Genomic DNA, 18,288 nt, shown 5'->3' with positions numbered 1-18,288 from the left:
AGCCGCAAGCGTGGGAGATATTCATTTAGAATATATATTTAATCCTGCACTGGCAAAGGCGTCATTTCCATTTGTCATGAAAGGCATCTGGTTGACGCTGCTCATTTCCTTTGTGAGCATGTTTTTTGGCACCATTCTTGGCTTTTTTATTGCGCTTGCCAGAATGGCGAACACGTGGATGCTTTGGCTGCCTGCACGGCTGTATATCTCATTCATGCGTGGCGTGCCCATTCTGGTGATTTTGTTTATTCTTTATTTTGGATTTCCTTATATCGGCATTGAGTTTACAGCGGTCACTGCTGCCATTATTGGATTCAGCTTCAATAGCGCTGCCTATATTGCAGAAATCAATCGGGCGGCCCTCTCATCTGTTCCAAGTGGACAGGTGGAAGCTGCCAAATCACTAGGGCTCAGCTATTGGCAAACGATGCGCGGTGTCATTTTGCCTCAATCCGTCCGCATCGCACTGCCACCATTGACCAATGTCATGCTCGATTTAATCAAAGCCTCCTCACTGGCTGCGATGATTACTGTACCCGAGCTTTTCCAGCAAGCAAAGATCGTAGGTGGGCGCGAATTCGATTATATGACCATGTATATTTTGGTCGCCCTCATTTACTGGGGCATTTGCAGCGTAGTCTCATTGCTTCAGGACTTTTTAGAAAAACACTATGCAAAATATCTGTAACAAAAAAGAGCAGATCCAATCGACCTGCTCTTTTTTATATTCAGCTTTAATGTATTAGCCATAACCACGCATATAACCCCAATAAAGTAAGGATCAAGGTCGGGATGGTCAGGATGATTCCGGCTTTCATGTATGCACCCCAAGAGATATGGACGCCTTTTTTCTTAAGAACATGAAGCCACAGCAATGTCGCCAATGAGCCGATAGGGGTCATTTTCGGACCAAGGTTGGAGCCGATGACATTGGCATAAATCAGTCCGTCTCTCATGACGCCTGCTGTATCTGTATGACCGATTGCTATCGCATCAATCAATACGGTAGGCAGATTGTTCATGACAGAGGACAGCACTGCGGCAAGCACGCCCATAAACATCGTTCCCGCAAGCAAGCCATGCGATGCTCCTTGTTCGATCCATGCCGCCAATATTTCTGTGAGACCGACATTCTTCAGTCCATATACGACGACATACATGCCGATTGAGAAAAAGACAATGGACCACGGTGCTTCTTTTACGACACGTTTTGTCGCCACTTGCGGACTTCTTCTTGCCAGCCACAAGAAGACAAGAGCAATACCGCCCACAATGATGGAGACCGGAACCCCAATGAGTTCCCCTGCAAAATAACCGACAAGCAAACAGCCAAGCACATACCAAGACAAGCGGAACATGCGGATATCCCGGATCGCTGATGCCGGTTCCTTCGCCTGTGATACATCGTATGTTTTTGGGATAAGCTTTCGGTAAAACACATAAAGCACTAGCATGCTTGCTCCAAGCGACACAAGGTTTGGCACGAACATGTTTGCTGTATATTCTAGAAACCCAATATGAAAATAGTCGGCTGATACGATATTGACCAAGTTACTAATAACAAATGGCAAGGAAGTTGTATCTGCAATAAAGCCGCTCGCCATCACAAAAGGCAGGATCATCCGCTCATCCAGCTTTAACGCTCTCACTACAGACAAGACGATCGGGGTCAAAATCAGTGCCGCTCCATCATTCGCAAAAAAAGCAGCCACGACAGCGCCGAGCAATGTTAAATAAATAAACATGCGGACACCGTTCCCTTTTGCGGCTTTTGCCATATGCAGTGCAGCCCATTCGAAAAACCCAATTTCATCTAAAATTAACGAAATAATAATGATGCCAATAAACGCAAATGTTGCGTTCCATACTATCTGCGTCACTTCCCACACATCGCCCAGATGAACGACACCAAAGGCAAGTGCAAGAATGGCGCCTCCACATGCTGACCATCCAATGGTTAAACGTCCTGGCTGCCAAATGACAAGGACGAGGGTCAGGATGAAAATCAAAATGGCCAAGGTGACTGCTCCCAAAGGTGGCCCCCCTTTCATAAAATCCTTATCTATCATACAACGAAACACAGCCGTTGTATGCCATTTTCACATGAAAACCCGCAGGTGATCCCGGGCACCTGCGGATTCGATGACTATTGATCTTTTTTCATCAGCATTAATTCAATAAATAACTCACATCGCTGGCTGAAGTGACTTAAATCGATTGAGGTCATATCAAAGATTTGTTTCATTCGATAATTTAATGTATTTTGATGAATAAACAACTGCTCCGCGGCTGGCTTTAGCTTGCAGTTATTCAATAAGTAGACTTCAAGCGTTTTTAAAAATGAGGTTTGGCTGTCACGGTCTTTTTCTTTCAAACGTAATAAATCTGGATTGAAGTCATTTTTCTTTTTTTGATGACTGTAAATTGAGTCTAAGAACCGGAAAACCCCCAGATTCTCGTAATCATATGGAATCAGCTCTTGTCCTCCCACAATTTTCACAGCCTTCACGACCTCTATCGCTTCAAATCGACTTGTGCTCATTTTCATGACATCTCGATACTCTCTTCCCATTCCAATATACAATGGAGAAGGATGGGCATGCGCTTTCGATTGCAGGTGAGCGATGACGTCAGCCGCAGTCGCTTTCGGTGAGTGCCGGTCTGACAAGCTGCCCAATATCACGACAATGTCGGCTTGAACGGAGTATACGTGATTCACCTTGTCTTCTAGCTGCAAATACGTCCGAATGACGTCCTTTACATCTTCTGCCGTCTCACTTTTGTTATCGGCAGCGTGTACGACCATGACAGTAAATACCGCTGGCAGCGGGATGCTTAAATTCTCAGCCTCCCACTTCAGTTCTTCTTCTGTATAAAAATGATCATCCATGACCTTTTTGAAAAATTCTTCAATCTTGCCTTCCTTTTTCTCCAGCTGTTTCTTATTCTTATAAATCACTTTTCCCACTTGAAAGGAAGCTTCATGCAAAAATTGCAGCTCCTCCTGCGTGAGAGAATCCTCAATGTCCTGCACCCAAATAAAGCCTACAACCTCTTGTTTGTGCTTGGCGCTCACAGCCACCCGCCGATTAAACCCGAGCTCGTCATGACCGCTCACATAAAAAGGCTTTGACTCCTTGTGAAGCCGCTCGATGACCCCTGTTTTCTTTAACCAATCGACTACAGACCCCGGACATTCCTTTGAGAAAATCGTTTGCTGATTGACTGGGTCAAACTGCTGAATGCTGTAAGAATTATAAGCAAGGAGCTGACACTCTGTGCTTTCTAAAATGACTGGTTTTTTTAAATACCCGCTAATAAATGCAATTAACTTATCGACATCAAAAAATGTATGAAGCTTTTCTAATATCTCTTCCATCCCGATTGCTCCCTGATTAAGTAATACATTTATCATACTTCTTTCCGGACAGATTTGCATAGAAACAAGTCGTAGACATGCAAAAAAAGCATGAACCCGTGTGCACAGGTTCATGCTTTTCCAACTTAAAACATTTCACTAATCGTTTTTGCCTGCATGTGTAGAGCTAGGTAATCTGGACCGCCTGCTTTTGAATCGGTTCCTGACATTTTGAATCCGCCGAATGGGTGGTATCCCACGATGGCTCCTGTGCAGTTACGGTTAAAGTAGAGGTTTCCTACGTGGAACTCCTGCTTCGCACGGTTGATGTGATCACGATTATTGGTAATGACAGCACCTGTCAAACCATATTCCGTGTTGTTGGCTACTTCAAGTGCCTCATCAAAGCTAGATACTTTCGAGAAGGCCAAGACAGGTCCAAAGATTTCTTCTTGCATCAAGCGAGATGTTGGCTCAAGATCTGCAAAAATGGTTGGGTGAATGAAATATCCTTCTGAATCATCACTCGTTCCGCCAGTGACTAAGCGGCCTTCCTGTTTGCCAACCTCGATATAATCCGTGATCTTGTCAAAGGACGCTTGATCAATGACAGGTCCCATGTAGACATCCGCAGAAAGAGGATTCGCTGTTGTTTTCGTTTCTGTGATTTCCTTCACTCGCTCGATCACTTGGTCATACAGCTTCTCGTGGACGACTGCCCGAGATCCAGCTGAACATTTCTGACCTGAAAAACCGAAGGCTGATGTGAAAATGGCATTAGCCGCTAATTCGACGTCTGCATCCTCATCTACAACCACTGTATCCTTACCACCCATTTCAGCAATGACACGCTTTAAATGCTGCTGACCTGGCTGTACTTTTGCCGCACGTTCAAAGATACGTGTCCCTACTTCTCTTGAGCCAGTGAATGTAATCAGGCTTGTTTTCGGGTGATCGACTAAGTAATCTCCAACTTCAGCTCCACTTCCTGGTACAAAGTTCACCACACCCTTTGGAAGACCTGCTTGCTCAAGCTCTTCCACAAAACGTGCGGCAATGACAGGAGTTGCACTTGCAGGTTTTAAGACAACTGTGTTCCCTGTAACGATTGGTGCTACTGTTGTTCCTGCCATAATGGCAAACAAGAAGTTCCACGGCGGAATGACAAGCGTCACGCCAGTTGGTGTGTATACGTATTGATTGTGTTCCCCTTCGCGGCTGTTCACTGGTTTGCCTTTCGCCAGCTCCAGCATTTGACGAGCATAATATTCAAGGAAGTCGATCGCTTCTGCTGTATCTGCGTCCGCCTCGTTCCAAGGCTTACCTGCTTCTTTGACAAGAAGGGCTGAATACTCATGCTTTTTACGGCGAATGCTTGCCGCAGCACGGAATATGACGCTGGCTCTTTCTTCTGGAGACGTATAGCGCCAAGTTTCAAATGCTTTCGCCGCAGCCTGAACCGCTTGTTCTGCCTCTTCTTTCCCGGCCTTTGATACGGTTCCAACAACTTCATCCTTTTTCGCTGGATTGATCGAGACAATTTGGTCTTTCGTTTCGATTCTTTCGCCATTAATCACGAGCGGATAGGTTTGACCCAGTGATTCTGTTACCTTTGCTAATGCTTGTTCAAACGCTTTGCGGTTTTCTTCCTGGCTAAAATCCGTGAATGGTTCATGTTTGTAAGGTGTTGTCATCTTTGTCACGCTCCCGTTTCAAATTATTTTTTCGTCATTCCTTTTAAAGCAAAGGCAATGTTTGCCGGCCGTTCTGCAAGACGTCTCATGTAGTAGCCATACCACTCTCGTCCATACGGGGTATAGACCCTCATTTGATAGCCTTCCTTCACAAGTGCCTGCTGCGTTTCTGATCTCATGCCATACAGCATTTGAAATTCGAACTGACTTGTCGGTATATTGTGTTTTTTTACAATATTTTTCGTGAACTCGATCATTTGATCGTCATGTGTCGCAATGGCTGTATAGTTCCCTGTGAGTAATTGCTTTTCGATCAGTTTCTTGTAATTCTGATCAACGTCTTTTTTGTTCGGATACGCCACTTCGGCGGATTCCTTATAGGCACCCTTTACAAGTCGTAAAAATGGTTGCAGCTCATTGAGGTCATCAAGATCCTTTTCTGTTCTGTACAAATACGCCTGCAGGACCGTACTAACATACTCATATTGAGATTTCATCTCTTTAAAAATGTCCAGCGTTTTTTGACAGCGCTGTTCATCCTCCATATCGATTGTCACCATGATACGGTGTTTTTCTGCCGTATCTAAAATACGTTTCATATTGCGATACACAAGGTCATCGTCAATATCCAGGCCGAGTGATGTCATTTTGAGTGACACGTGGGAATTGAGCTTGGCCTCTGCAATCCGCTGAATGGTTTGAATACACTCATCCGTCCGCTCATTTGCAATCTCTGCCTTTGTGACAAACTCACCAAGGTGATCGACTGTTACAGCCATTCCTTGATCATTTAATCGTTTAATGACAGAGATAGCGCTCTCAAAATCTTTCCCACCGATGATTTTCTTAGATGCAACAGCACTTCCCCAATTACGAGCAATATGGTTCAAGAGACTGCTTTTTGACAAAAACAAGAAGAAATTTCTTGTGACCGACTCCATAAAGGGCACCTCCCACTCTTTGTAAGCTATGTCTTTATTGTAAGGCTCATAAGCTGTCCGCTACAATATTTGAAGATGACAAAAATTCTGACTTTTTTTGTGGTTTTATCACAATAAGAGATAAAAAAGAGCCTGCCGCTATCCGGCTGGCTCTTCCCTCCTACGCCCACACCTCATCAAGGGTAGACTGCAGCAGCTCATTTAATTCTTGCATCAGATTGTCTTTCGGTTGATTGTAGCTTTTCACCAATTCATCAAAACGCGCCAGCTCTTGATCAATAAATGGATGGACATGAGCGAGACGGTTCTCTACATCCATTTCTTCTCCGTCCATTTTACGTTTGAGCAGTTCGTGAATTTCTGCTAAAAGCGGGCCTTCCTCCACTAGCTCTTTCAGCAATTCATGAAAGTCCATTGGTGGAACTGTCCGGTAACGCTCAATCCACTGACAGGCAAGCAGCGGACGAAGCACATAGAAATACTTCTTGATTCGCACCTGCTCTCCTCGTAAATGCCGACTCTCATTCCGCTTCGCCATATTGAGGTAATGATACATCAAAGCCGCAGGGTAAAACGCTCGATCTTTTAATTCTCTTAGCTGCTTTGCCAAAGAGAAAGATTCAGCATAAATGATATCAGAAGACAGCCATTCCATAATGGACGGATTTGATTTATTGAATAAGCGAAGTGCCTTTCTAAGCTCCCAGCCGCTGATGTCAAGCATGTCATCAATCGGTCGTTCAATGACATCACGATGCTCTTCCATTGCCCAATACCATTCTTTCCGGGGAACATATAAAAAACGAACATCATAATCACTATCAGTCGAGGGAAATCCCCATGCCCTGCTGCCTGATTCGACGGCAAGGCAAATCTTTACATCATACGTTTCTTCGATGATTTTCAGCTCTTCCTTAATTCTCTCTCTCAAGCGTCCATCAACTCTTTCTATAGAATTCTGCATGACTTCTTCACGTTTTGGGAAAATACGAATAAGACATATATGAAAAAGGAGTTGGATCTAATGTCTATATCTCGCATTATGAAATGGATCACTGGGATTTTTGAAGCCTGCCTTGCCATCCCTGTGATCGGAGGTCTATTCGTTATCAGTAATGGCTATACACCGCTCATGGTCATGCTTATTCTGCATATTATCACACTCGTCTTATCGAAGCGAGACCAGGGACCAATGATTGGAAGCATCATCGGAATTGTCACATCCTGTCTTGCCTGGATTCCGATTCTCGGATTCATTCTTCATATCATCACTGCCCTTGCTCTCATTATCACCGCGTTAGTGCCTGATGAAAAAACGAGACAGAATACGAGCTATTAAAAAAGAGGCCCTCCTAGAGAGTGGCCTCTTTTCTTTTAATTCGTTAAATGCTTTTGTAAGAAGGCAAGCTTCTCTGTTTGAAAAGCCGGGATGTACTCATGTCCAAAATAGCGGTACACCTCTATATCTTTATCTGTTTCTAAATGGTTGTATACCGCAAACACAGTAGATGGCGGGGTGATTTGGTCGATCAGACCGATCGCCATCAATGTGGGCTGTTTCACCCATCCGGCTAAATTGATTAAATCAAAATAGCTTAACGTCTCAAATACCTTTTCTTCCGCTTCTGGATCGCTGTTTCTGCGAAAGTATGAATTGATTTCTAAATAAGGCTGCTCCAATGCCACATCCACTGCACGCTCGAAATTTGATAAGTACGGATAATCTGCCACGACGACCTTCGGAATGTCTGAAAGTGCTGCAGCTGCAACCGCTAGTGCACCACCCTGGCTCCCGCCCACCACGCCGATCCGGTGTTCATCCACTTCCGGAAAGGACTGAATCACGGCGAGCGCTCGAACCGCATCTAAATAAACACCCCGATAATAGTAGGTCTCTTTCGATAAAATGCCTTTTGTCATCCACCCCAGAGACTGCCCTGCTGGTGTCACTGTCTTATCTTCACTGCCGCCTTGACCGCGGACGAGCATGCCAAATGTCGCATAGCCATGCAGTGCCCAATTGACGATGTCATGAATGTCGCCGTCATAGCTTGCATTATAGCCATGAAAACGAACGAGTGCTGGATGCGGACCTGTTTGATCTGGTACCGCATACCAGCCTTCAATTTGAGATTGACCAAAGCTTTGAAACGTCAGGCGGTACACCTTAACGCCCTTTACTGGATAATCATAAGGTTCAAGTGCTGGCTCTGCCTCCACTTGGTTCAGTTCTTCAAGCGACGCCTTCCAAAAGTCTGAGAAATCAGGACGTGCTGTTTTCTTCGGTTTATACTTTTTTAGCTCATCTAACGGTAAATCAAACAATTGCATATCCTACTATCCCCCTTTGTTTTATTAGTTGTGTGTATCATATCACTGTTTTCTTGACGAAGAAAGACATTTCCACTACAAAAGACAAAACCTTCTGACATTTCTATTGGCAAAGAAGATTGAAACCTTTATGATAAAGAAACTGGCTTGAAAACTAGAGATTCTTAGACAAAACAAATCAACAAATCCATTCATGGATTTCACATTCGTAATCATCGAATAAAGGAGGAACCTGTATGAAAATCGCCCTTGTCCAGATGGACGTACAAATTGGAGAACCTGATGTGAACTTTCAAAAAGCAGAAGCATTTTTAGAAGAAGCGATCCGCGAGCAGCCTGATCTGATCATTTTACCCGAAATGTGGAATACTGGTTACGCTCTTGAAAAAGCCGATCAGCTGGCGGATGTAAACGGTGAACGAACAAAACAGCTTTTCTCTTCCTTTGCTCGTAAGCACCAAGTCGTTCTCATTGCAGGAAGTGTATTGAACAAGCGCACAGAAGATGAGAGGATCACCAACACGATGTATGGATTTAACCGCCAAGGTGAGCTTTTAGTCGATTATGACAAAATTCATTTGTTCCGCTTAATGGATGAGCACAACTATTTAACCGCTGGTGATCAGCTTGGTTTATTTGACTATGATGAGGATGTGAAGATCGGGGCGATGATCTGCTACGACCTTCGCTTTCCGCAGCTTTCCAGAACACTTGTCAACAAAGGGGCGAAGGTGCTTATCAATACGGCGCAATGGCCGTCAGCAAGAGTGGATCATTGGCGCAGCTTGCTCATCGCAAGAGCAATAGAAAATCAGTCATTTATGATTGCTGTTAACAGAACAGGCACAAGCAGAGACACTGAATTCCCTGGACACTCCATGGTGATTGATCCACTTGGCCGTATTCTGCTTGAAACAAGTCATGAGGAAGACATTTATTATGCGGAAATTGACCTTCAGCTAGTGGATGAAGTGAGACAGCAGATTCCTGTGATGACAGATCAGCGTCTGGATATTTATTAAAAAGCAGGGTGCTCCCCTGCTTTTTGCATTTAATTAAACGTTTGTTTAAGCTTTTTGATAAAGGTCCATTAGGGCTTGAGCTGCTTTCGTTAAATACCTTTCTTCCACATATGCAAACACAAGAGTGCGGTTTGGGCATGAATCAATTTTCAAATAAGTGACTTCGTTCCTGTCCTCTTGTGCCACCATTTTCGGCACAACTGTCACACCTAGTCCATTTTTGACCAATGCCTGCGCTGTTTGAATATGACTTGTTTCAAAGGTTATCTTCGGCTGAAAACCATGTTGAAGACATAGTTCCGTGACCACTTGCCGAAAGCCGTATCCCTCTTTCAGCATAATGAATGCTGCGTCTTCCAGAAGGCGAAACGGAACAGCCCCTTTCTGATTTGCTTGATTGATGATATCGTTCAATTCCGCCTGTAACCAAGGTTGAGCATATGGCGGTACTGCAAGAAGAAGCGGCTCTGTCAGCATGTGTTTCGTTTTCAATGATTCATGCTCAACCGGCATAGATAAAATAGCCAAATCCAGCTGACCAGCCAATAGAAGTTTTTCTAGCTCACGAGGTGATTCTTCTATTAGTTGAACGTGAACATGGGGATACGTTTGACAAAAGGTTTTTAATAAACCAGGCAAGACATATCCCCCTGTGACAGCTGGCGCTCCAATGTTCAGCTCTTTCCCCACCTCATAAGCTGCTTCTCCCATTTCACGCAGCAAATCATCTCTTTCCTTCAAAATGTTCTCAGCCCTTTTAATGAACCGACTCCCTTGAGGGGTGGGTGTGACTTGTCCATACTTTCGAATAAATAGGGGGGTGTCTAATTCCTCTTCCAGTTTCTTTATTTGTTGGCTTAAAGAAGGCTGTGCAATGTGAAGCTGGTCCGCTGCTTTTGTAAAACTTTTCTGCCGGTACACTTCCATGACATATTCCATCATTCGTATATCCACTTACATCACCTCATAGGTTTTAACTATTCATGTCATATCTTTTATGTCTTAGACAAATAACAAAAGGAATTTTACGATAAAGAGACAACAAAGGGGGAGAAGAAATGAATCCATATGCTAAAGCTGAAAACCAATTCTCACAAAATGCCGAGAACTATCGAGATTCACCTATATTTTCAGCCGGAGAAGAGCTGGAATGGATGAAAGCGACAGCAAATGCGAAGGGTCATGAGCATTTACTTGATATCGGCTGCGGAGCAGGGCATACCGTTTTTTCCTTTTCAGACATTATTTCTAAAGGGATCGGCATTGATGTCACGCAAAAAATGATCGAGGTTGCAGCAGCACTTGCAAAAGAACGCCAGCTGGAACATATTACTTTTGAACGGGCAGCCGCAGAAGCATTGCCATTCGCTGATGAATCATTTGATATCGTGACGTGCCGGTTTGCCGCTCACCACTTTCCAAACCTTCCCGCAGCCATGTCCGAAATCAGCCGGGTCTTAAAAAAAGGCGGCGCATTTCTGCTCGTCGACCATTATGCACCTGAGAATGCGGCACAGGATTCATTCATTAATCAATTAAACAGACTCAGAGATCCTTCTCATGTGCGAGAAAGCTCTTTATCAGAATGGGAAGAGCTTTTCGCTGCCAACAAACTGACTCAAAAAGAGGTTCGTTACTGGGATCTGCAAATTGATTATCAGGACTGGATCACACGTGGACGCACACCAGAAAATGTCCAACAGGAGATCGTTTCCCATCTTCAAGCCGCAGACCCTGATACAATGCAGCTATTTCAGCTTCAATTCGATGCACAGCAGCAGCCTATTTCCTTCTGCTTAAAAGCTGCACTCATTCAAGGAATCAAGAATTGAACTTATAGAAAAAGTCTACCTTCATCGGTAGACTTTTTTATTTCGAATATACATCTTCACTGTCTCACAGGTATTGCTTTTCATGTTCGTGACACGTCCCTCCTCACAACAAGGAGTGCTACATCGTGTTTCTATTATAAGATAAAAGAACGGAGATAGGTTAGGCATTTTAAAAATTGTACGTAGATCCTCTGAATAAAAAAAGAACCTACCCTCTTTGGAATAAGTTCTTCACTGCGTGCGTCAATCACGGTGCAATATCCTCTAATACTTTCTCACGCGTTTCGATCATTTTAAAAGCAAGAATTGCTCCCACTACAGTCACACTTGCGAAAAGAATAAAAATAGTTGAAACACCGCTCACCTCTAAAATAAAGCCTATCATAATAGGAGCAATCGCTGAGGCCAGCCTAAGCCAAGCAGTAGCAAATGCCGTTCCAATCACCCTCATACGTGTTGGATAAATTTCAGGTGTATATAAATAGAGAAGAACTGTAATTGTCCCCATCATTCCGTAAGCAGCGGACCCTAAATAGATCACACTTTCTGGAGAACTCGCTCCGCTGATCCATAAAGCCGTTAATAAAGCACCTGTTACGATAAATGCAATGGTTGCCCAGCGCTTTCGTCCTACTTTATCAATTAAAAATGCACAAGCGAATACACCTACGGTCTGTAAAATATTTGTCAGAGAGGCTGCCCTTAATGAATCTCCAACTGGCAAATTGTAAACCGTATTATAAAGACTTGGTAACCAGTTATTTAAACCATTCGATACAAAGTAGGCAGAAAACCATAGTCCCCATACGATCAATGTTCTTTTACGGTAAAAAGTTGAAAAAAGCTCTTTCCAATCGCCCTTTTCAGTACTATTATATACTTGTTTTACAGGCATTCGTTTGTCAGTACTAGCTTCAATTTCTTCAATAATTCTTTCGGCCTCATCTAATCTGCCTTTCGAAATAAGCCATCTTGGAGATTCACGTAACATAAAAAAGAATACAAAGACGATTAGACCTCCAATGCCTCCAATTAAAAACATCCACTTCCACCCAAAGCTAGGTACAACAAATGCGCCGATTTGAGCTGAGATCATTAACCCTAAAGGAAAAATCATCTCATAAAGCATAAAAAATCTGCCTCTCCCTTGAGCCCGGGATAGCTCATTGATATATGAGGCTGCTACCGGCACCTCTCCTCCTACCCCAATCCCTTGTATAAAACGAAAAATAAACAGTGCCATAAAATTACCTGAAAACACACATGCAATACTCATGACGGACATGAGGAGTATAGTCCACTTTGCACTAAAAACACGGCCACGCCTTTCTGCTAACCATCCAAAGAAAATGGCACCAATCGCTTGTCCTATATAACCAGACCCAATAAGAAGACCAATTTGAGCAGGTGATAAACTCCACATGCCGATGAGAACTGGGAGAACAAACGCTAAAGACAGAGCATCAAAAGCATCAAAAAAGGTGGCAGATCCCATAATGATACGAGGCTTTAAATGCCATCTAGAAAAAGGTACACTTTCCATTCTCGTCAATAGTTGTGAAGCTCTATCAACAACTTGCCCATCATGAGAATTTGAATTTCCGCTGACTTCTAACGTCATGATATCTCCTCCTTATTAGAGGAAATGATGCAAAAGTACATGCCGAAGAGCGCTAAAGAAATCGCTTACATTTTAAATCAAGAGACATTCTAGAGCGTTCATACGAGTTTTCAGCATCTATCATTTCTTTTTTGGCGTTCCCGTGGTGCCCCGATCTATATAGTACATAGGGAAGATATGTTCCATCGCCTCTAACTGTTCTCCTTCTAATACCTGTGTTAATAAAGAAACAGCTTTTCTCCCCATTCCAACTAAATCTACATGAACTGAAGATAAAGAAGGGGTTAGAAAACTTGCAATGGGCACATCATCGGCACCAACGACTGACAAGTCATGAGGTATGGACACATTTGCGTGATCTGCAGCTTTCATGACCCCCATCGCCAAAAAATCTGAAGAGCAAACAACTCCAGTCATGTGCTGGTTTCCTTGGAGAAATTGAGAAACCACTTCTACTACTTTTCCCCCATCAAATTCATCTAACTCAAACACAAGTTCTTTGTTCATTGTTAACCCTAAATTTTTAAGTGTGCGCTCATATCCCTTGTAGTACCTCACACTATGCATCGAACTCATTGGACCATTGACCAGCCCAATGGTTCGATGACCTTTCTCAAATAAGGCCGTTACGGATTGACACACACCTTCTTCATCATCTGGCCTGACACATGGGAAAGGAGAATCCTCTAAGTAACTTCCAACAACAATAATGGGAATAGCTAAACTTTTTAACCAATCCATACTCAATTCTTCATTTCTTGGAGAAAATAAAATGGCACCATCTACAGCCTGTGTTTCAAGTAATCGCTGCTGCTGTATAGATGTAAATGACATCAACATATTGAATTCAGTTTCATCTAATTCCTTCGCAATACCATCTAAAATCGTCGAAAAAAATGGATTATTCAAAATATATGAACCACGCGGAACCACGACAGCTATATTGCCAGTCTTTCTTTTAACGAGCCCTCTAGCTCCTAAATTAGGGCGATAGCCTAACTCATCAATCACTTGTTTGATTCTTTCAGCCGTTTGAGCACCTACTCCTGGTTTACCACTTAATACTCTGGAAACAGAGGCGATAGACACTCCAGCTTTCAATGCGACATCTTTAATACTTACTGACACATTTCATACCTCCGGGAGTCTGTTGTTTTATACACTATTATAACCTGACTCACCTTCATCATGAAATAATGGTCTGTTATCTACCGACGTTTTCCTTAAGCAAACCAACACTTTGAAGGCCCTGGCGAATTTCTTCTTTTTCCTCATCAGTTAAAGGTAATACCGGCTTCCTAGCAAGCGAGCTACTGATCAAACCTCGCTGATACATCGCTTCCTTCATGCGCAGATGAGAAGTAGATGAAGGTTCATCCATTTTATACACAGCATGCTTTAATTCAAAGATTCTATCGTAAACTTTATTAGCCGCTACAAGGTCTTTTTCTTCCACACATTTCACAAGTTCAGCGATCAAATCTGGCACGAAACAGCCGAAACCTACAAGTGCTCCATCAATGCCTTGAACCAATGTTGGCAATAAATATTCATCATGACATGTGAGTAACGATACATCTGGTGCATGTTTTTTCAATGCCCGTACATCGACCTCGTATTGTGCCATGTCTCTTTGACCAATTTTAAACGAAACAACATTCTCAATTTCCGACATTTCTAGTAATTGACTGGTTGTATATGAGGTTTTTGTCCATGTTGGATATTGATGGACAATGATTGAAATATCAATCGCTTCTGCAACATCTTTAAAGAATTGGACAGGTGATTCAGGCTGCATACCGAATCTTAGCCATGAATGTGGCGGCATGAGAAGTATACCTTCACCACCAGCTTCTTCAACGGCTTTTGCATGCTGGATCGCTTCAATTGTCCCTTCTGCAGAAACCCCAGAAATGACAGGTACTTCCCCTTTTAATTCGTCGGCTGCAATGCGCACTGCTTCAGCTCGTTCATGTGGCAGTAAAGTCATAATCTCGCCAGTATGTCCATTGACAACGATCCCGTTAATCCCTTTGTGATCCGCCACCCAACGGACAAGCTTACGAAAAGCAGGTTCATCAATTGAATAGTCATCTTTAAAAGGAATTAAGACAGCCGGGAATACACCGCTCCATTTTTCTTTATTTTTCATAAACAAATTCCTCCCCATTCGTTATAGTAAACGTTTACGGTAAGCGTTTACGTAAACTATCATAGAATGATATTGCCGGAGGTGTCAACATTATTTTTTTAAAATTATAATAATTCAAAAAACTATTGTTGAATTTTAGATACTATTTTATTTTTCCAAAAAAGAAAATAAGGGATAAATTTTGTTTACCATATCAACCAAAAAAACCCTCATCTTCATGAACTGGTTGAAGTATGATACCTCTTTTTCCAAACGGCAACATACCAAAAAAGGATAAATAAATTTTTATGGTCAAAACATCAAAAGGTTTTCTATCACGCTGAAAAGAAAGAAGACAAAGGGCTAAAATAAAGATCATTTTAGCCCTTTGTCAACAATCTGAGTCTACACTAAACGGTAGACTTTTTTTATTTCGAATATAAATCCCAGCCAAGCTTGAGTGTGTCCACAATATAATTGGCGACTTCCTCAGCCTCTAAATGATCTGTTTCCACCCTGGAGTTATGAAGAGAATAAATCTCCCGGCGTTCTTCAAACAGCTCTTTCATTTCATCAAGCGTCCGGTTGTGAAGAACAGGGCGGTTTTCAATTAAAATATCAAGCCGCTGCTTCCAATTCTCCCAAGATAGGTCAAGGAAAAGAACCGTACAATGCTTCAAGCAGGCACGTTTGATTTCTTCCTGTTTGAATGCACCGCCTCCAAGTGAGACGATCTTGAGTTGTGTATGTTCGCATAAATCGACGATATAATCCTTTTCAGCCTGTCTGAAGAATGCTTCTCCTTTTTGCTGAAACATCTCTGGAATCGTCATGTTGTATTTTTTTTCAATCTCCTGATCGACATCAATAAAATCTCGATATAGCTTTTTGGCAACTAGCTGCCCAATGGTTGTTTTCCCAACACCCATAAAGCCAATGAGAACAATATTCCGCTGTCTTACAGGGATTTCTCTATTGATTTTCATGATCGTGACACGTCCTCCTTACGACAAGGAATGCTACATAACGTTTCTATTATATGATAAATGGAGCGCGAAAAGATAGGCAATCTTAAAAATTGTGTTTGACGACGTAGCCGAGCTGTTCAGAAAGCCTTTGTGCCTGTTCTTTCACTTTTTGCTGCAGCTTGGGAATGACTTCTTCAGTAAACCGTTGGGTTGGACCAGATATGGATAAACAAGCCTTCACTTCCCCATGAATGTTAAAGACTGGTGCCGCTACTGCCGCAGAGCCTACCTCTCGTTCATCGATGCTGCAAGAAGTATACGTGTCAAGAATATGTTTACATTCCTTTTGCCAGTCATCTCTCATCACATGATCAGCCTCAGACGCTAATACTTTTTGTTGAAATTCTTCACTTTGAAATGCCAATAATACCTTTCCGCCTGCACCTGCGTATAACGGCAGCTTCTCACCAACCTTGACAAGATGTCGAATCGATTGCAGCCCTTCCGCCTGTTCAATACAAACCCTGCTTGTTGCATCCAGTACATACAGGTTGACGGTTTCTTTTGTTTCATCACGAAGTGCGTACATGAGTGGTTTAGCCAGTTCTCTCAATTTAATGGACTTCCCTGCAACGTATCCAAGGAGATAAAGTCTTTGACCCAATCGGTATTTCATTGTGTCTGGATTCTTTTCCACAAAATGATTCATTTCAAGTGCCTTGAGCAGTCTCGTTGTAGTAGACATTGCTAAATTCATCTCTTTTGAAATTTCCGTTAGCGTCAGCTCTTGACGTTCTTCACTAAAACAATAAAGAATATCCAAAGCGCGCTGAACCGTACGCAGTCCTGATTCTTCTTTTGACTTCTTATCAGCCATGTTCACTTTCTCCTTTTCCCCTTTGATTTCTTATCGACATAAACGATCGATTTTGCTATAATCCATTTTAAACGTTCCACTAAAAGAAAACAAATTCCACCAGTCGGAACAAAAACGATTGGAGAGGTTTGATGGAGGAGATATTTGAATGTACCTGCTCGTTTTTACACTTCTTATTAGCCTATATATTGTTCATCAACTATTTCCCGCTCCCATACTCTCCTATTTTGTTGGTCTGCTGGCCGCTGCTTCGCTCATCATTTCTTTTAAGAAAGCAAGTGGGCTTTATTTGAAAACAGGTGCTATGTTTCTCATGATTGGCTTGTTCTTATTTTTCTTATCCGACGAGCCATTGCACACGTTTTTTCTTCACTTTCATTCCATGCTAGGCTTGCTTTCTCTATTTTTCATGCTGCCTTTTATTCATTCTCTCATACATGTTGGACATTTCGATACACAATTAAATAAACTGCTCACACTGCATACAACGAGCACAAACCAGCTTTATCGCAAGAGTTCATTTGTCACTCATATTCTTGGCATGTTTTTAAATATCGCGACGATCCCCTTACTATATACATCGCTCAAACCGTCGCTGGATTCCCTAAAAGAACAAGTGAGACAACATCTTTATACACGTAACCTTTTAAGGTCATATGCATTATGTTTAAGCTGGAGTCCTGTTGAAGTGCTCGTAAGCGTCACCATTGATGCAACCAAACTCAAATATTATCAAATCGCACCCGTTACTTTTGGTTTAATGGTCCTCGTGCTGGCGACAGATTGGATGCTCTTCTCTCGTCAAAGCAAACGATTCCCAAACATCATTCAGTCCGCAGAAACAAACTCCAATCCTCGTCGAATTAAGCGAAAAACCCTTCAGCTTGCTTTCATGCTGCTGAGTTTTATGACAGCCGTCTCACTTGTCGATGCATGGATTGGGAAAGGCTATTTATTCGCTGTTGTGCTAACCATTATTCCATTTGCTCTATTATTCTCTTCTGTCATCAAAAAAAGAAAACAATATATCGCCGTCTCTGTCCCTCATTGGAAAGAAAGTACCCGTCAGCTCTCCAACTATATGTGTCTATTTTTAAGTGCTGGCTTCTTTGTCGATATGCTGCTTGCCACAAACAGTATGCAGCCGATTCAAGCATTTATTGTCAGTATATCAGACGATGCCATTTTGGTTTATTGTGTCATTGGGTTATATTTTCTGATCACCGCTCTTTGCGGTTTTCACCCGCTCGTCTCGCTTGCTTTGTTAGTCAGCATGATGGCACCTGTCATCCAAGAACTTCCTGCTCTTCCCATTGCCATCATGCTTATCGTTGCTGGAACATCAACTGTCATGTTTAGTCCTTTTAATGTTTCTGTCTCCCTATTAGCTGATTTGATGAAGGTCAACCCTTACCGTATCACTCGCTGGAATATATGGTTTGCTGGCTTTTATATCAGCATGGGTATCGCATGTGCAACGATCATCACTATTATCTTTTATTCATAAAAAAGA

17 protein-coding genes are annotated in these 18,288 nt (G+C 42.6%); 5 read left to right on the top strand and 12 right to left on the bottom strand.

Annotated features, from left to right (window positions below; all coding sequences use genetic code 11):
• Positions 1–10: 10 nt before the first annotated feature.
• The gene (locus tag NSQ36_RS01955) at positions 11–688 is read left to right on the top strand and encodes an amino acid ABC transporter permease (RefSeq protein WP_003214368.1); all 678 of its coding nucleotides are present in this window, start codon (positions 11–13) and stop codon (positions 686–688) included.
• Positions 689–734: 46 nt separating this feature from the next.
• Here the strand turns inward: NSQ36_RS01955 and NSQ36_RS01950 are convergent, their stop codons facing one another.
• From NSQ36_RS01950 to NSQ36_RS01930, 5 genes are all read right to left on the bottom strand, one after another.
• A complete protein-coding gene (locus NSQ36_RS01950) occupies positions 735–2,033 on the bottom strand; it encodes an arsenic transporter (RefSeq protein WP_065098769.1) in 1,299 nt (432 codons plus the stop codon).
• Positions 2,034–2,146: 113 nt separating this feature from the next.
• Positions 2,147–3,379: a helix-turn-helix domain-containing protein gene (locus NSQ36_RS01945; protein WP_003214110.1), complete on the bottom strand. Its 1,233-nt coding sequence runs from the start codon at positions 3,377–3,379 to the stop codon at positions 2,147–2,149.
• Between the two features lie 125 nt (positions 3,380–3,504).
• Positions 3,505–5,052, bottom strand: a complete 1,548-nt coding sequence (pruA, locus tag NSQ36_RS01940; RefSeq protein ID WP_058015278.1) for an L-glutamate gamma-semialdehyde dehydrogenase — start codon at positions 5,050–5,052, stop codon at positions 3,505–3,507.
• Between the two features lie 23 nt (positions 5,053–5,075).
• On the bottom strand, positions 5,076–5,993 hold the full coding sequence (locus NSQ36_RS01935; RefSeq protein WP_012008867.1) for a proline dehydrogenase: 918 nt from the start codon (positions 5,991–5,993) through the stop codon (positions 5,076–5,078).
• Between the two features lie 160 nt (positions 5,994–6,153).
• The gene (locus NSQ36_RS01930; protein ID WP_251191151.1) at positions 6,154–6,957 is read right to left on the bottom strand and encodes a nucleotidyltransferase domain-containing protein; all 804 of its coding nucleotides are present in this window, start codon (positions 6,955–6,957) and stop codon (positions 6,154–6,156) included.
• A 60-nt stretch (positions 6,958–7,017) separates the two neighbouring features.
• Here NSQ36_RS01930 and NSQ36_RS01925 point away from each other — a divergent pair, with 60 nt between their 5' ends.
• Positions 7,018–7,332, top strand: a complete 315-nt coding sequence (locus NSQ36_RS01925; protein ID WP_003213913.1) for a hypothetical protein — start codon at positions 7,018–7,020, stop codon at positions 7,330–7,332.
• A 35-nt stretch (positions 7,333–7,367) separates the two neighbouring features.
• On the opposite strand, the gene NSQ36_RS01920 is transcribed toward NSQ36_RS01925, so the two are convergent.
• Positions 7,368–8,324, bottom strand: a complete 957-nt coding sequence (locus NSQ36_RS01920) for an acetylxylan esterase (RefSeq protein WP_251191152.1) — start codon at positions 8,322–8,324, stop codon at positions 7,368–7,370.
• A 236-nt stretch (positions 8,325–8,560) separates the two neighbouring features.
• Here NSQ36_RS01920 and NSQ36_RS01915 point away from each other — a divergent pair, with 236 nt between their 5' ends.
• Positions 8,561–9,346 carry a carbon-nitrogen family hydrolase gene (locus NSQ36_RS01915; protein WP_003214317.1) on the top strand — a complete coding sequence of 262 codons (786 nt, stop codon included), beginning with the start codon at positions 8,561–8,563 and terminating at the stop codon, positions 9,344–9,346.
• A 45-nt stretch (positions 9,347–9,391) separates the two neighbouring features.
• Here the strand turns inward: NSQ36_RS01915 and NSQ36_RS01910 are convergent, their stop codons facing one another.
• Positions 9,392–10,288 carry a LysR family transcriptional regulator gene (locus tag NSQ36_RS01910; RefSeq protein WP_251191233.1) on the bottom strand — a complete coding sequence of 299 codons (897 nt, stop codon included), beginning with the start codon at positions 10,286–10,288 and terminating at the stop codon, positions 9,392–9,394.
• A gap of 116 nt (positions 10,289–10,404) precedes the next feature.
• Between NSQ36_RS01910 and NSQ36_RS01905 the strand changes: the two genes are divergently transcribed.
• Positions 10,405–11,178, top strand: coding sequence for a class I SAM-dependent methyltransferase (locus tag NSQ36_RS01905; protein ID WP_251191153.1), 774 nt, complete (start codon positions 10,405–10,407; stop codon positions 11,176–11,178).
• Positions 11,179–11,425: 247 nt separating this feature from the next.
• Here NSQ36_RS01905 and NSQ36_RS01900 read toward each other — a convergent pair whose 3' ends face one another.
• The 5 genes from NSQ36_RS01900 to NSQ36_RS01880 all read right to left on the bottom strand — a co-directional run bounded on the left by NSQ36_RS01900 (position 11,426) and on the right by NSQ36_RS01880 (position 16,775).
• On the bottom strand, positions 11,426–12,799 hold the full coding sequence (locus NSQ36_RS01900; protein WP_106035951.1) for an MFS transporter: 1,374 nt from the start codon (positions 12,797–12,799) through the stop codon (positions 11,426–11,428).
• Between the two features lie 120 nt (positions 12,800–12,919).
• Positions 12,920–13,927 (bottom strand): LacI family DNA-binding transcriptional regulator, encoded by a 1,008-nt coding sequence (locus NSQ36_RS01895; protein ID WP_003213988.1) that lies wholly within the window; start codon positions 13,925–13,927, stop codon positions 12,920–12,922.
• Between the two features lie 76 nt (positions 13,928–14,003).
• Positions 14,004–14,951, bottom strand: coding sequence for a dihydrodipicolinate synthase family protein (locus tag NSQ36_RS01890; RefSeq protein WP_003213849.1), 948 nt, complete (start codon positions 14,949–14,951; stop codon positions 14,004–14,006).
• A gap of 407 nt (positions 14,952–15,358) precedes the next feature.
• Positions 15,359–15,916, bottom strand: a complete 558-nt coding sequence (locus NSQ36_RS01885; protein WP_003214270.1) for a shikimate kinase — start codon at positions 15,914–15,916, stop codon at positions 15,359–15,361.
• A gap of 85 nt (positions 15,917–16,001) precedes the next feature.
• A complete protein-coding gene (locus tag NSQ36_RS01880) occupies positions 16,002–16,775 on the bottom strand; it encodes an IclR family transcriptional regulator (RefSeq protein WP_251191155.1) in 774 nt (257 codons plus the stop codon).
• A gap of 148 nt (positions 16,776–16,923) precedes the next feature.
• Between NSQ36_RS01880 and NSQ36_RS01875 the strand changes: the two genes are divergently transcribed.
• Positions 16,924–18,282, top strand: coding sequence for a hypothetical protein (locus tag NSQ36_RS01875; RefSeq protein WP_251191156.1), 1,359 nt, complete (start codon positions 16,924–16,926; stop codon positions 18,280–18,282).
• Positions 18,283–18,288 lie beyond the last annotated feature (6 nt).

The sequence above is a fragment of the Bacillus sp. FSL W8-1143 genome, assembly GCF_037965155.1.
Lineage (GTDB): Bacteria > Bacillota > Bacilli > Bacillales > Bacillaceae > Bacillus > Bacillus pumilus.
This window is presented reverse-complemented; position numbering and strand designations above follow the sequence as displayed.